Raw genomic sequence first — 14392 nt, forward strand, 5'->3', positions numbered from 1 at the left:
CATAGGCGGCAATTCGTGAGAAGACAGCCACGGCCTCTTGTCTGCGAGGAACTCATGTCGACCGTTGACGGCCTGTCCGAGCTGGATCAGCACCGCGAGCGCAACACCGATGAGGCGGCCGTGAAGGCAGTGCGGGACCGGCTCACAGAAGCCGGCGTGGAGTATGTGTACTACCAGACGGTGACGCTCACCGGCCGGGTGATCGGCAAGGTGGTCCCCGCTCGGCATCTGGTGCGCAGCCTTGAGGGTGGTGTGCAGCTGCACCGCACCGGGCTGGTGGACCTGCTGACCGATCGGCGCGGCACACTCCTGGGCGGCGGTTGCGGGGCGACCGAGTTCACGGCCATGCCCGACCTGGACACCTTCGCCGTACTGCCCTGGGACACTCGGACAGGTCGGTTCTTCTGCCGTCTTTACGTACCCGGTCACACTCTTGGAGGCGCCGGCGGACGGGCTCTGGCCACCGACCCGCGCGGCAACCTGCAACGCGTGCATGCCGCTTTCACCGCGCGGACGGGACTGGAGGTGCGTAGCGGCTGCGAGCCCGAGTTGTCCTGGAGCGGGCCAGGACTCGAGCCTCGCTTCCGGCCACACACCAGTCCCGCTTACCACATCGACCATCTTGAGCGGTATCGGCCCATCTATCAGAAGGTGATCGAGTACGGGCAGGCGCTCGGGCTGGACATGATCGAGGGCGACTACGAGGATCCGGGGCAACTCGAGCTGAACTGGATGTACGACCACGCGGATCGCACTGCCGACCGGCTCATCGTGCACCGGCAGATTTGCAGGCAGGTCGCTCGCGAGTTCGACGTGTCCGTCAGCTTCATGCCCAAACCCGCCGACGACAGGAAAGGCAACGGCTGCCATCACAATCTCAGCCTGTGGCGCGGTGAGGACAATGTGCTGGCCGACCCTCGGACCACGCGCTTGCATCTCACTGATATCGGCCGGTACGCCGTCGGCGGCATTCTTGCTCACACACCTGCCATGGCCGCGGTCATGGGGCCGACTGTCAACTCCTACAAGCGATACTGGCACGCGGGCCAGTTCGCGCCCACGCACGCGGACTGGGGAATGGACAACAAGACGTGCACGGTCCGTGTGTCGGCCAACGGGCGGCTGGAGTTCAAGCTGCCGGACGCCATGGTCAACCCGTACCTCTCCCATGCCGTCCTCATCGCCGCCATCAGCGACGGCATCAAGAACCAGACCGACCCCGGCCCCGCCCGGGAGGGCGACGGCGAGATGCCTCGAGACTGCCGACCCACCGCGGTACCGCTGACACTGGGTGACGCGTTGGAGAAGTTCGCCGCCGATCCGGTCGTCACCGGTGCCCTCGGGCCCGAACTCACCGAGCTGTACCAGACGGTCAAGGCCGATGAGTGGGCCCGCTTCTGTGGCAGTGTCACAGACTGGGAACGGGCGACGTACGGCAACGATGGCTGCTGAACGGACCCATGGCCGGTGCCGCGTAGGGTCCGACCCATGGCTGACACTGAACTGACGACGCTGCTCAGCGTCCTGAACAGCAAGCGCAGGCACATCCAGGACATCCTGGAGGGGCTGGATGAAGAGGCGCTGCGGCTCCGCCGCCCGATCAAAGTTGCCGAGCGCGAGGTAGCGGTGCCCGGTGGCGTACCTTGAGAACCCCACCCGGGCCGGTGACAATGCGGCTGACCGCCGGTGCAGATGCCGCCACCGGCTAGGTTACTGGGTCCCGACAGGCCGCCGAGTCATACATCCACCAGCCTTTGTGCGTACCGATGTGCGACATGTTCCCCGCCTTGACCTGAACCCCGATGCGACACCCGGATACCCGGGCACCCGGACACCCGGTCACCTGGGTCCGCCCAGGCGCAGCGGTCGAGGCACGCCCCCGAGACATACGCCGCCGCGCTCGGCTGCTTCGACGTAGGGAACCCGGCCGACCCCGCTTGGTCCGGGTCCGGGTCCGGGTCCGAGTCCGGGCCAGGGGACGCACGAACGCTCCCCCCAACAGACCGGATCGCGGCGGTCCGCTGTTACACAACGATCATTGAGTGCGTCGGATCGGCCTCGGCATACTCAGGAATCCGGGGGCGAACGCGTACCCGAACGCACCCCGTGCGGTGGGGGCTTCGCCCACCGATCCACTCCTGACCAGGGACCATCTTGCGAAAAAGATCAACGCGGGCGTACGCCCTCGTCGCCGCGGCCTCGGTCGCGCTCACGGCGGGCTTGACCGGCCCGGCGTCGGCGGGGACCGACGGCCCGGAGACGGCCTTCCCGGCCAAGGCCAAGAACGTGAAGTCGAGCGGCCGGTCCGTTACCACCGTCACCCTCATAACCGGCGACCGGGTCCTCGTGGATTCCCGCGGCCGGGCCGACGGCATCCAGCGGGCGAAGGGCCGGGAGGACATGCCCTTCTTCACCGAGACCCGGAACGGCCGTACCTATGTGGTGCCGCGCGACGCCAGGCGGCTGATCGCCGACGGGACGCTGGACCGGCGGCTGTTCGACGTCACCGGGCTCGCCACGTCGGAGAGCCAGAAGGCGCACCGGGCCGGGCTCAAGGTGATCGTCGGTTACCGTGGCTCGGCCGCCAAGTCCGCCCGCTCCGAGGTGCGTTCGTCGGAGGGCACCACGCTCCGGCGGACCCTGTCGGTCCTGGACGCCGACGCCGTCACCAGCGCCGGCACCGCCACGCACGACGGCACGGGCGCGCTGTGGGACGCCCTGACCAGCCGACGCGATGACGGCTCGGCGGCCAAGGCGTCCGGCATCGCGCGGATCTGGCTGGACGGCGTACGGAAGGCGTCGCTCGACCGCAGCACCCGTCAGATCGGTGCTCCGGCGGCATGGGCCCGTTCCTACGACGGTACCGGTGTGAAGATCGCCGTCGTGGACACGGGGATCGACGCCACCCACCCGGACCTCGCGGGCAAGGTGGTGGCGGAACGCAACTTCAGCCGTTCCCCGGATGCCAAGGACCGCAGCGGACACGGTACGCATGTGGCATCCACGGCGGCCGGTACGGGAGCCAAGGACGCCCGGTTCAAGGGCGTGGCGCCCGGTGCCGAACTCATCAACGCCAAGGTACTGGACGACAACGGCGTCGGTGACGACTCCGGGATCATCGCGGGGGTCGACTGGGCCGTCTCCCAGGGTGCCGACGTCATCAACATGAGCCTGGGCAACACCGACACCGCCGGGATCGACCCGATGGAAGCCCAGGTCAACAAGGTCTCGGCGGAGAAGGGCGTCCTGTTCGCGGTGGCCGCGGGCAACAGCGGGCCGGGGCGGGGCACGGTCGCGTCCCCGGGCAGCGCCGACGCGGCGCTGACGGTCGGCGCCGTCGACGACGACGACCTGATCGCCGACTTCTCCAGCGCCGGGCCCCGTACCGGGGACGGGGCGGTCAAGCCCGACCTCACCGGGCCGGGCGTGGCGATCACGGCGGCCGCGGCGGCGGGCACCGGCGGTCAGAGCCCTCCCGGGTACACCACCAAGGACGGCACCTCGATGGCGACCCCGCACGTAGCGGGCGCCGCCGCGATCCTCAAGCAGAAGAATCCCGCATGGACCGGCACCCAGCTCAAGGCCGCCCTGACGGGATCGGCGGAGGGCGGCTCCGCCACGGTGTTCCAGCAGGGCGCGGGGCGGCTCGCCGTCGACAGGGCGATCGACCAGACCGTCGTCTCCGAGCCGGTCTCCGTCAACCTGGGCACCCAGGCCTGGCCGCACACCGATGACACGCCCGTCACCCGGCAGGTGACGTACCGGAACAACGGCACCGCCGACGTGACGCTCGACCTGTCGCTGGCAGAGCCCACCGGCGGGGACGGCAAGCCGGCCCCGGAGAAGTTCTTCACTCTCGACGCACGGCGGATCATGGTCCCGGCGGGCGGGACCGCCGCCGTGGGCCTGACGGCCGACACCCGCCTCGGGGGTGCGGTCGACGGTGCGTACTCCACCACGGTCGTCGCGTCCGGCGAGGGCCAGAGGGTGCGCACCCCGGCCGCGGTGGACCGGGAGAGCGAGTCGTACGACGTCACGTTCAGGACCGTCGGCCGGGACGGCGGCAACGCCACCGGCTGGCACGCCGATCTGAAGGGTTACCGCGACTCCGCGGCGGGCCAGCGGTTCTTCCCGGACCTGTCGTCGGGTACCACCAAGGTGCGCCTGCCGCGCGGCACCTACAGCCTCGCGGCCGACATGCTGGTAGACCCGGCGGCCCCGAAGAAGGGTGCCGACCTGATCAGTGTTCCCGAGCTGAAGGTGACCGGTCCCACCACCGTCACCCTCGACGCCCGGACCACCCGGCCCGTGAACGTGAAGGTGCCGGACACGGCCGCGCGTTCCACCCGTGCCGGGATGCTGTACAGCCTGAACACGCCCGAGATGTTCCTCATCGAGGGGGGCGAGTTCAGCAGCTTCGACAACCTCCGCACCGCGTACCAGGGCCCGAGGATGGCCGACGGCGTCCTCGCCCAGCAGTGGTCCGGCCACTGGGAGCGCAACGGCACCGAGTACAACATCCTCACCGGCGGCCCGGTCCGTGAGCTGGCCACCGGCTTCGAGAAGACGTACACGGTCAAGGACATGGCCCTGGTGAAGGCGAGGGTCGGGTCGTCCGTGGCCGGTGCCGACGGTGCCCTCGCGGCGCACGGCATGCTCGACTACGGAGGCGGCGTCGAGCCCCTCTACACCGTGCGTTCCGCACCGGGGACGAGGAAGGTGTACCTGTCCACGGAGGACGGGGCGTCCTGGAACATCGTCGCGGGCATCCTCGGCGCGGCGGACCAAGACGGCAGACGCGGCTTCGACTCGAGCTTCGACCTCGGCGGGTACCAGCGGTTCGCGGCGGGAAAGACGTACACGGAGACCTTCAACGTCGGTGCGCTGGGGCCGCGGATGGGCGCGGACGAGGGGATCGTGCGCGACGGCGACGACATCTACGGTGCGTTCCCGCTGGTCAGCGACGGCGCGGGCCACTCCGGACTCGCCGAGTACACCGACGCGAAGACCACCATCCACCGCGACGGGCGGCTGTACGCCGAGAAGGATGCCGCCATCGACCAGGGGCCCTTCAGGCTGACGCCCGATTCCGCCGCCTACAAGGTGCAGACCACGATCCACCGCGACCCGTCGGTCAACCGCACGGGAACCCGGATCGACGCGTCCTGGACCTTCACCTCGGCCACCGCTGCCGAGCCGACGCGGCTTCCCGTCTCCACGGTCCGTTTCCTGCCGCGCCTCGCGCTGGACTCCACCGTTCCGGCGGGCGCCACGCAGACCGTTCCCGTCGAGGTGCAGGGTGCGGCGGCCGGCGCCGCCCTCAAGTCGCTGCGCGTCCTGGTGTCGTACGACGGCAGGAAGTGGCTGCCCGCTCCGGACAAGGCGGGCGGTATCACCGTACGCGGACCGGAGAAGGGCAAGGCGGTCTCGCTGCGGGCCGTCGTCACCGACAAGAGCGACAACGAGTCTACGGTCACGATCCACAACGCCTACTTCGGCAAGTGAGACACCACCGGGGCCGACCCCGACGAGGCCCCGCGCGGCCGCGTACGGGACTGCGGCTCCGCCGGGTGGCACACGGCCCGGGGTGAGAGGGACGAGCGCGGCCCGCCGGAGCGATGGCTCCGGCGGGCCGCCGCTCTGTTGCCGCCGACGTAGGGAGGGTGCTCTGTCGCCACCCCCAAAGGGGCTTGCCCCGTGGCGGTTTGGCGTGTGCCCCTGGTCAGCGTGCCGGGGCTCGGGCCGGGCGAACGGAGCAGCGGGCCGGGGCCAGACGCTCGTCCTGTCCGACCAGGCTGACGGGCGGTGCCCCCTGCGCGTGCGCCGCGTACGCGGCCGTGCAGACGAGTTGGTCGCGGGCTGCCGCGGTCAGCCGCCGCACCCGCAGGTTCAGTTTGACCTCGACGGTTGCGCGGCCTTCCACGACCCGTTGTGCGGTGGACGCCGCACGGGGCAGCGAGGGGTCGTTGCGCAACCCGGCCCGCCGTTCGGCCTTGCTCGGACCGTCGAGTTGGGCGGTGACGGCTTTCAGGGGAGAGAGCGTCGCGTCCAACTCCTCGCTGTCCGAGGGCGGACCGCCGCTGCGCCACGGTACGTCGACGATCCGAGGCACGGGCAGCAGTTCGCCGTCGGGAGAGAAGAAGAACAGCAGCAGCCGTGTCTCCCGCGGGGGCAGCAGGTCACCGAAAGCGGGCCTGCCCGCCTCGACCACCTCGGTCTCCTGGATGCCGCAACCGGTGAGCGGCCCCCCGGCAAGGGTCAGCAGCACCGCGACGCGGACTGCCCGGCCCGCACGGAACGCCCGCACCCTCACGCGGTGGCCTCCGTCCGGTCGGTGTCGTTCCCCGGTGCCCCCCTGTACGCGGCCGCGCCCCCGTCCGCCGCACCGACCCCGGGGGCGGGCCCGCCGAGGGGCAGTTCCACGGTGAACAGGGCGCCGCCGCCGGGTGCGTTACGCGCCCGGATCGTGCCGCCGTGGAGCCGGACGTTCTCCTGGGTGATCGCGAGGCCGAGGCCGCTGCCCGACGAGCGGGAGCGTGCGGAGTCCGCCTTGTAGAAGCGGTCGAAGACGTGCGGCAGCACGTCGTCCGCGATGCCGGGGCCTTCGTCCCGCACCTCGACGAGCAGAACGCCCGCGCGGGCCGACAGCCGTACGGTGACCGGTTCGGCGCCGTGGTGCAGGGCGTTACCGACGAGGTTGGCCACGATGACGTCGAAGCGGCGCGGGTCGAGGCGGACGCGGATGCCTTCGGGCAGCTCCGTACGGACCCGGTCGTGCCACTTCCGGTCGGACAGGGTGCTGCGCACGGCCTCCGCGGCGTCCACCTCGTCGGTGTTCAGTTCCGCCACGCGGGCGTCGAAGCGGGACATCTCCATGAGGTCCTCCACAAGGACGGCCAGCTTGCCGGTTTCGGCGCTGATCAGACGCACCGCCCGGGCGGTGTCCGGGTCGAGTGTCCCGGCGTCCTCGTCCAGGACGTCCGTGACGGCGAGCATCCCGGCGAGCGGGGTGCGCAGTTCGTGCGAGACGTCCGAGGCGAAGCGCCGGGCGCGCACCCCGGCGTCCCGCAGCTCCCGTACGGAGTGTTCGAGGCGGGCGGCCGACGTGTTGAATGTCCGGGCCAGGTCGGCCATCTCGTCCCTGCCGCGCACGGTGATACGGGTGTCGAGCTGCCCACCGCCCATGGAGTGCGCGGCGCGCCGCAGTTCGCGGACGGGGCGCAGGACGCTGCGCGCCGCGAACAGGGCAGGCACCAGGGCCACGGCAAGGCCGGGCAGCGCTCCGTCGCGGGCGGCGGTCACCAGTGCGTCGATGTCGGTCTCCTCGTTCACCATGGGCATCACGGCGTAGAGGACCAGTCCGCTGGGGACCGCGCGGCCGCCCGCGACGACCCGTGTCATCACCGGCATCCCGATCGTCAGATACGCGTCCCCGCCCTTGACGACCCGTTGGAAGGTGCCGCGCGGCGACGTGCGCGCGGAACGGCGCAGCTCCGCGGTCAGCACGCCGGAGACGACCCGGTCGCCCGAGGAGACGCGTACCGATCCGTACTCGGCGAACACGATCCACGGATGGGGTTTGGAGCGTGCCGCGATGTCGTAGAGCTGCCATCGGACCCCTTCCCGGTCCAGGGGCAGGCCGGGGACGAACCGTTCGACCTCTTCGCGGAAGGAGGCGACGGCCGTGTCCTGGGCGCGTTCGAGGACGGCGCTGCGCGCCTCGCGGTAGGTCAGCGCGGCGGTGGTGACCGCGCTGACGGCGGCCACCAGCAGGAAGGCGAGCACCAGCCGGGGGCGTACCCCGAAAGCGGCTGCCGCTCCCGGTATCCTCACAGCGGGCCGAAACGGTAGCCGAACCCCCGCAGGGTTTGGATGTACCGAGGGCTGTCGGACCGGTTCTCGATCTTGCTGCGCAGTCGGCGTACGCAGGCGTCCACCAGGCGTGCGTCGCTGTGGTAGCTGTGGTCCCACACTGCTTCCAGGAGCCGTTGGCGGCTGAAGACCCGGCCCGGATCCGCGGACAGGAACAGGAGCAGCTTCAGCTCGGACGGTGCCAGGGCGACCGGCTGGCCCGACTTGGACACGGTGTGCCCGGCTCGGTCGACGTCGAGGTCACCGTGGCGTTCGACGGCGGGCCGCGGGCCGCCCGGGGCTTCGACGCCGCGCAGCACCGCGCGTATGCGGGCCTCGATGACCGCGGTACGGGCGGGCTTGACGACGTAGTCGTCCGCTCCCGCGTCCAGGCCGACGACGATGTCCACGTCGTCGCCGCGCGCGGTGAGCATGATGATCGGCAACTGGCTGGTCCTGCGTACCCGGCGGCACACCTCGACGCCGTCCATCCGGGGCAGCATCAGGTCGAGCAGCAGGAGATCGGGGCGGAACGCGTCGAGTGCTTCCAGACCGGCCTCGCCGGTCGCGGTGGCGAACACCTCGTGGCCGCGCCTGCGGAGCCCCAACTCGACGCCGTCCCGTACGGACGGGTCATCTTCGACAAGGACGACGCGTGGCATGCCGGTAGCTCCAGGCCCTGGGAGGAGGTGGAAGGGAGGAAGAGGGTACGGGGGGCGTATGAGACGGCCTCGTCGTGGACGTCATGGCCCGACGCGGCGAGCCCTGCGAAGCGCTGAGCGTGTTCCTCTCCCGCCTTCCTCCCCTGCCTGCCCCCGAGTTCCGCCCGGTCGGCGCCTCTCCTGGCGGGAGCATAATCGAGCACGCCGTACGGAGTCCCGTTCGAGCGGCTCCGAACCGTTGGGGCCCAGCGGGCCCTTGCGGCACCACGGCCGTCAGGGGCCGCCTTGATCCAAGCAAGGCCCATGCGGGGTCTGAGCAGGCTGTTCCCGGGTGGCACCCGGGCGAGGACGGCCTCGACATATTGGCCTAGACCTATTGTGCGGCGGTGTCCGTGCCGGTACGTTCATGCTCGGCTGCGCAGCCCAGCACGTCGAGCACGTACCGCACCACATCGCATCGTCGGACACTCCGCCGAGGCATCTCGGCGTCTTCGGGAGGACATGCCATGTACCGTCGCGCAGCAGCCGCTCTCACCACCGCCGCCACCGCCGCAGTCCTCGCGCTCGGCTTCGCCGGTACCGCCGAGGCCGCCCCGGGCCCCGGTTTCTACGCACGCAGCCACCACGCCTCGTACGCCGACTGCCAGGCCACGGGCCAGGCCGGATACCGGATCTGGGGCCCGATCTTCTTCTGCGAGCCCCTCAGCTCCGCCAGACCGGACGTCATCGTCCTCTGGGTCCGCTACTGACAAGAACGGGTGGTCCCGGCGAGCACGCCGGGGCCACCCGCACCCATCCCGTGCGGACCGCGGGTGGCATGCCCCACCAGTTCGGGTGCACGAAGACCAGGGCGTCGAGGGTCGCCACCTCCGCCTGATGAAGCGCCAGCTGCGCGTCGTGGGCGCCCGCGCCGGACCGGACGGCTTGCGCTCGGGTGAGCCGGCGGCTCAACCCCCAGGTGCATGCCGTCCCGGACCAGCACGCGAACGGTGCCGTCGCGGCCAGTAATGGCACGGCCCCGCTGTCCGTGCTGCTCCAGGTTTCCGGCTCGTAGAAGTTTCTCTTGGTCGTACAGGGCTGCTTTTACTCACCCTCCAACAGCCCCTGCTGGACAAGTAGTTGACGTGTCATATAGAAAGATGACACGTCAACCATACTGGTTCGGGCACGCCCCGTACTCCTTGAGGAGACCTCCATGACCACGTCGCCGAAGGCCGGCCTCGAAGCCCTGCTGACCCCTGAGGAGAGCGTCCTGGTACTGATCGACCACCAGCCGTACCAGTTCGCCAACCTGCACAGTCACGAGCCGATGATGGTCACCAACAACGTCGTGGGCCTGGCCAAGGCGGCCAAGGGCTACGGCGTCCCGACGATCCTGACCACGGTCGTGGAAGAGCGCGGGGGCCTGTTGATCCAGCCGCTCCAGGACGTCTTTCCGGACCAGAAGCCGATCAACAGGACCTTCATCAACACCTGGCAGGACCAGGTCGTCGTGGACGCGGTGAAGGCCACCGGACGCAAGAAGCTGATCATCGCCGGGCTGTGGACGGAGATCTGCGTGGCCATGCCCGCCATCCAGGCGGTGGGCGAAGGCTTCGATGTCTACGCCGTCACCGACGCTTCCGGCGGCGTGTCGGCCGAGGCCCATGACATGGCCGTGCAGCGCATGATCCAGGCGGGGGTCGTGCCGATCACCTGGCTGGCCGTGATGGGCGAGTGGCAGCGCGACTGGGCCCGGACGGACCGCATCACGCCGGAGGACCAGCTCGCGGCCCTGGAACACACGGGTGCCACCGGGATAGCGACGGTCTGGGAGCAGCAGCTCCTGAACACCCCGGTCGCCCAGACGGCTTGAGCGTGACGGCCGGGGGCACCGGGGCGACCCGATGCCCCCGGCCCCTCCTGCCCCGGCCGCCCTGCCGCGCGGCACGCTCCCGCCCGGCACGCTGACGCCCCCGACACCCAGCCGGGTCCGATGACACGTCAACCGGTTCATTACACTCGCCCTCGTGACCGATGGAGTGAACTGGCTGACGGCAGAGGAGCAGCACGCGTGGAGGAGTTTCGTCCGCCTGCATGAGCGGCTCATCGGCCGCCTGTCGCATCTGTTGCTGACGGAATCCCAGCTGACGGCCACGGATTACGCGGTCCTGGTCAACCTGACGGACGTCCCGGAGGGCCGTCAGCGGTACCAGGACCTCGCCCGGTCGCTGGAGTGGGAGAAGAGCCGGATGTCCCACCACCTGGCACGGATGATCCGGCGGGGTCTCGTGGTGCGGGAGGAGTGCGGGGATGACGGGCGCGGCGCCTTCGCGGTCATCACCGATGCGGGACGCGAGGCCATCACCGCAGCCGCTCCCCTGCATGTGCAGGCCGTCCGCTCCCTCTTCCTGGACCACCTCACCGCCGCCGAACTCCGCACCCTGGCCGAGGTCTCCGTCCGCGTGGTGAAGAAGCTGGACGACGCCTGAACGGAGGGCGCCGACCCGCCCGAGGTGAGTCGAGTACTACTGGAACAGAGTTCCCGCTACCGCGAACTGGTCGTCGGGTACGACCTGGACAAGAAGACCCAGTGCGCAATCCGCAACAGCGTCCACGGCGCGCGGTACGGCCGATTCCGCACGGTGCGGCACGCTGTGCGCTTGCCGGTCCGCGAGCGCGCTGTGAAACTCCCGAGGTGCGCTCTGCGGGGCACGGACCGGAGCCCGGCCCGTTCTCCACTGATCGGTTCCGCTCACAAGGACGACCAACCAGGAGAGCAATCCCATGTTTCGATCGAGACTCCGGCCGCTGCTGCTCGGCCTGGTCACCGCTGCCGCCGTGTTGGGCACCACGCAGGCATCCGCGACGGTGACCGGAACCCCGGCTTCGACCGCGGGCGGCAACAAGGCCCCCAATTACTGGTCCTGCACCGTCCCGTCGGGTTACACCTACGTCTCGGTGACGGTCACCAATTCCTGCTCCACCATCGGTACCCGCCCCTACTACGACGTGGTGAAGCCCAGGACGGGCCTGTGGGCCTGCACCGTCCCGCAGGGGTTCACCTACACCGAAGCGAGGAGCACCCTGTCCTGTTCCACCATCGGGACCGGCTACATCTACCTTCTCCAGGCGGTGTGAGCCCGGCCCACGGACCTCCTCGCCCGTCGCCGTGTTGAGAGCGGGTGGACCGGCGTCCCGCACGGCCCTGTCGGGGGCGTGCGGGACGTCGTCGTGCACTGCGTACGGAACGGTCGGCGCTCCGAAGGCGAGAGTGACATCACGTCACAACAGCCCGCCTCCCCGCCCGGCCGGCCTCTGCGGTGCTCGCGACCGCACGGAGACCGACCCGGGGATGCTCAGAGAGTGCCGGTGATGGCGATGGAACCGAAGTTGCCGGTGACACCCCCGGTGGCGACCGGGAGGGTCGGGGCCCAGGTGCGGTCGGTGTGGCGGATGGTGTGCAGGAGGCGGTTGTCGGATGTGGTCACGGCGACTTGCAGTTCACCGTCGACCGTGCCCGCGCTCACGGACTTGGCCTGGACGCCGCCGAGCTGGTCGGTCAGCTCACCGAACCGTTCCCAGTTCCCGTCACCGCGGCGGATGGCGTGGTACTGGCGGCTTCCGTCGTCGGTGGCGATGACGAAGTGAGTGTCGTTGCCCGCGCCGGCCATGGTCACGGATGTGAGGGGGCCGGTGTCTCCCGCGACCTGTGCGATGTCGCCCCAGCCGGTCCAGTGGCCAGCGCTGTCGCGGGAGGCGTGGTACGCCTTGCCGCCGCTGACGGCGGCGATGTGCAGACGCCCTCCCACACTCGCTGTGGCGGCATGGGTGATGGTGCCGAGCGGACCGACCACGGAAGCGATGTCGCCGAACCGCGACCAGGTGCCGTCGGCACGTCGCTGGGTGTGGAAGATCCTGCCGTCCGCGACCGCGACGACGTGCAGGTCGGCGCCGATGGACACGGCCGACAACTGGGTGACGTCGCCGAGGACACCGGCGACGGCTCCTACGTCCCCGTAGCCGCCCCACCTGCCCTGTGCCGTACGGATGGCATGCCGGATACGGCCGTCACCACCGAGCGCCAGCACGTGCGTGTCGCCGTCGACGCCGGCAGCGGCGGCCGTACGTATGCCACCGATATCACCCACCTTGGCCTGTACATCGGCGAAGCCGGTCCAGGAGCCGTCGGCCAACCGGATGCCCTGGTACAGGGTGGAGCCCGCCTGCACGAGGGTCTCGGTCTTCCAGCCGGGCGTCAGGGCACGTGCCTGCTGCACCCAGTCGTGCAGGTCGTCGATGCGCGCCGAGACCGCGCCGGTGCGGACTTCGGTCGTAGGGGTGCCGAGGCAGCCGCCCTGCCATGAGCGGCTGTTGATGGCGACGAGTTCACCGGACGCGTTCATCAGCGGCCCGCCGGTGTCACCCTTGCAGAGGGCATCGGTGCCCTTTCCCGTGCTGGACAGCGTGGTGGAATCGGCGGAGTCGACCGTGAACGCCCCGGTGTGCAGTTTGCCCGGAACCCATTCGGTCCGGGTGCGTCCGAAGCCGGCCGCCGTGAGGGTGGCGCCGACGTCGGCGGGGGCGGCGGCGCGCCTGACGCCGGCGATACCGGTGGCAGGGGTGGCAAGCCGGGCCAGGGTCAGGTCCCGGTCGGTACGGGGCAGGAGTTCGGCGATCTCGACGGTCCGCCCGTCGCTGAGGGTGGCCGTGCTCTGCATCGCCGGCTTTCCCGCGGGCACCTGTTCGCCCGGAGCGGTGGCGAAGCAACTGGCGGCGGTGGCCAGCCATCGCTCGTCGACCAGGACCGCGGTGCAGGCACGGGAGCCGGGCCGGTCGCCGATGTTCAGTTTCGCCACGGAGGCGTACGTGCCGGCGGCGACGTCGGGTCCGGTCACCGCACGGACGGGAGCAGACCCGATCATGCCGGTGGAGATGGCGGCGACGGAGACCAGGACACCGGTGGTCCGCGCCGAGCGTGAGTGGGATGCGAGCATGCTTCTACCTTCCGCGGTGCGGGTTCAGAAGACGAGCGGCTGTCGGGACGGGGACCGCCACCGTGGCGGTGGAGAAACGCAGTCGGACGGGCGTCGGGAGGCGCCGACAGGCCCGACGGGTGGATCGGTGAGCGCATGAGCACGCGGCGGTGCGCGCCCCGCGACGCCTACTTCACGCTGATGATCTCCACCAGCGTGTGCTGACGCCCCTGGTCGTCGCTCGTCTCCCCTACCGGAGTCCAGGTGTTCTTCTCGATGTCGAAGGACTTCGTCGTTCCGGCTACGGTCATGTTCACATCGGTGTCGTAGCTGTTTCCCTTGACTCCGAACACGCCGGGGAGGTCCAGCCTCAGATAGCCCCGGTTCCCACTCACCTTGAAGCAGTACCTGTCGCGTGGGCCCCGGGCCCAGACTTCGAGCAGGCCGGGCTCACCGTCGCACGTGGCCAGCGTGATGTGGCCGTCACCGCTCTTGAGGCGGATGCCCTGTTCGGCGAAGATCTTGTCCGCGTTCGGGTAGCCGAAGTCCTCCACGGCCAAGGGCGGTTGGGCCGGAGCGTCCACGGGCGTCGCGCTGCTCATCCCGATCATTCCCACGCTCACGCCAAGAACCGCCCCGCATGCGACCGATCCGGAGACCAGCCATCGTGACAGACGCATGGCGAACCTTTCAGTAGGTGCTCCCGACCACTGGCCGCAGGGCACGCCTAGGTACTCCCGGAGGTTCGGCCTCGACGGCCCACGAGAGTGGGTCCATCCTTCAACCACCTCGTTTCCGTCTCGATACGTTTATCAGCCATCTTGAGTCGAGAAACGTATGCAGATGATTTCGCCATGTCCAGTTTCCCACCATTTTTCATCGTGAGGGTTTCGTATAGGCCTCTCGGCAATTACTGGGGCGAGC

At 69.9% G+C, this 14392-nt stretch carries 12 protein-coding genes; 7 read left to right on the forward strand and 5 right to left on the reverse strand.

The genetic code is table 11. The features are described from left to right. Positions 1–54: 54 nt before the first annotated feature. The 3 genes from ACH4DX_RS18995 to ACH4DX_RS19005 all read left to right on the forward strand — a co-directional run bounded on the left by ACH4DX_RS18995 (position 55) and on the right by ACH4DX_RS19005 (position 5505). Positions 55–1452, forward strand: coding sequence for a glutamine synthetase family protein (locus ACH4DX_RS18995; protein WP_398155941.1), 1398 nt, complete (start codon positions 55–57; stop codon positions 1450–1452). A gap of 36 nt (positions 1453–1488) precedes the next feature. Further along, complete coding sequence (locus ACH4DX_RS19000; RefSeq protein ID WP_398155942.1) at positions 1489–1647, forward strand: hypothetical protein; 159 nt, start codon at positions 1489–1491, stop codon at positions 1645–1647. A 507-nt stretch (positions 1648–2154) separates the two neighbouring features. Continuing rightward, positions 2155–5505: a S8 family peptidase gene (locus ACH4DX_RS19005; protein ID WP_398155943.1), complete on the forward strand. Its 3351-nt coding sequence runs from the start codon at positions 2155–2157 to the stop codon at positions 5503–5505. Positions 5506–5722: 217 nt separating this feature from the next. Here the strand turns inward: ACH4DX_RS19005 and ACH4DX_RS19010 are convergent, their stop codons facing one another. The 3 genes from ACH4DX_RS19010 to ACH4DX_RS19020 are packed head-to-tail and all read right to left on the reverse strand — an operon-like array spanning position 5723 to position 8513. Then, positions 5723–6313 carry a hypothetical protein gene (locus ACH4DX_RS19010; protein WP_398155944.1) on the reverse strand — a complete coding sequence of 197 codons (591 nt, stop codon included), beginning with the start codon at positions 6311–6313 and terminating at the stop codon, positions 5723–5725. Then, the gene (locus tag ACH4DX_RS19015; protein ID WP_398155945.1) at positions 6310–7833 is read right to left on the reverse strand and encodes an ATP-binding protein; all 1524 of its coding nucleotides are present in this window, start codon (positions 7831–7833) and stop codon (positions 6310–6312) included. Before ACH4DX_RS19015 ends, ACH4DX_RS19010 begins: the two co-directional genes overlap by 4 nt. After that, the gene (locus tag ACH4DX_RS19020; protein ID WP_398123622.1) at positions 7830–8513 is read right to left on the reverse strand and encodes a response regulator; all 684 of its coding nucleotides are present in this window, start codon (positions 8511–8513) and stop codon (positions 7830–7832) included. Before ACH4DX_RS19020 ends, ACH4DX_RS19015 begins: the two co-directional genes overlap by 4 nt. Positions 8514–9019: 506 nt before the next feature. Between ACH4DX_RS19020 and ACH4DX_RS19025 the strand changes: the two genes are divergently transcribed. From ACH4DX_RS19025 to ACH4DX_RS19040, 4 genes are all read left to right on the forward strand, one after another. Further along, positions 9020–9262: a hypothetical protein gene (locus ACH4DX_RS19025; protein ID WP_398123623.1), complete on the forward strand. Its 243-nt coding sequence runs from the start codon at positions 9020–9022 to the stop codon at positions 9260–9262. Between the two features lie 446 nt (positions 9263–9708). Continuing rightward, positions 9709–10368 carry a hydrolase gene (locus ACH4DX_RS19030; protein WP_398155946.1) on the forward strand — a complete coding sequence of 220 codons (660 nt, stop codon included), beginning with the start codon at positions 9709–9711 and terminating at the stop codon, positions 10366–10368. 154 nt (positions 10369–10522) lie between these two features. Next, positions 10523–10984: a MarR family winged helix-turn-helix transcriptional regulator gene (locus tag ACH4DX_RS19035; RefSeq protein WP_398155947.1), complete on the forward strand. Its 462-nt coding sequence runs from the start codon at positions 10523–10525 to the stop codon at positions 10982–10984. 295 nt (positions 10985–11279) lie between these two features. After that, the gene (locus ACH4DX_RS19040; protein ID WP_398155948.1) at positions 11280–11633 is read left to right on the forward strand and encodes a hypothetical protein; all 354 of its coding nucleotides are present in this window, start codon (positions 11280–11282) and stop codon (positions 11631–11633) included. A 218-nt stretch (positions 11634–11851) separates the two neighbouring features. Here ACH4DX_RS19040 and ACH4DX_RS19045 read toward each other — a convergent pair whose 3' ends face one another. Next, the gene (locus tag ACH4DX_RS19045) at positions 11852–13489 is read right to left on the reverse strand and encodes a trypsin-like serine protease (protein WP_398155949.1); all 1638 of its coding nucleotides are present in this window, start codon (positions 13487–13489) and stop codon (positions 11852–11854) included. Positions 13490–13656: 167 nt separating this feature from the next. Further along, positions 13657–14070: a hypothetical protein gene (locus ACH4DX_RS19050; RefSeq protein ID WP_398123628.1), complete on the reverse strand. Its 414-nt coding sequence runs from the start codon at positions 14068–14070 to the stop codon at positions 13657–13659. Positions 14071–14392: the final 322 nt, after the last annotated feature.

The organism is Streptomyces sp. NPDC017940, assembly GCF_044328435.1.
Lineage (GTDB): Bacteria > Actinomycetota > Actinomycetes > Streptomycetales > Streptomycetaceae > Streptomyces.

Excerpts from the sequence above, each read along its gene's own strand:
- ACH4DX_RS19050 (WP_398123628.1), bottom strand. The coding sequence starts at position 14,070 with ATGAGCAGCGCGACGCCCGTGGACGCTCCGGCCCAACCGCCCTTGGCC.
- ACH4DX_RS19045 (WP_398155949.1), bottom strand. The coding sequence starts at position 13,489 with ATGCTCGCATCCCACTCACGCTCGGCGCGGACCACCGGTGTCCTGGTC.
- ACH4DX_RS18995 (WP_398155941.1), top strand. The coding sequence starts at position 55 with ATGTCGACCGTTGACGGCCTGTCCGAGCTGGATCAGCACCGCGAGCGC.
- ACH4DX_RS19000 (WP_398155942.1), top strand. The coding sequence starts at position 1,489 with ATGGCTGACACTGAACTGACGACGCTGCTCAGCGTCCTGAACAGCAAG.
- ACH4DX_RS19025 (WP_398123623.1), top strand. The coding sequence starts at position 9,020 with ATGTACCGTCGCGCAGCAGCCGCTCTCACCACCGCCGCCACCGCCGCA.
- ACH4DX_RS19030 (WP_398155946.1), top strand. The coding sequence starts at position 9,709 with ATGACCACGTCGCCGAAGGCCGGCCTCGAAGCCCTGCTGACCCCTGAG.
- ACH4DX_RS19040 (WP_398155948.1), top strand. The coding sequence starts at position 11,280 with ATGTTTCGATCGAGACTCCGGCCGCTGCTGCTCGGCCTGGTCACCGCT.
- ACH4DX_RS19020 (WP_398123622.1), bottom strand. The coding sequence starts at position 8,513 with ATGCCACGCGTCGTCCTTGTCGAAGATGACCCGTCCGTACGGGACGGC.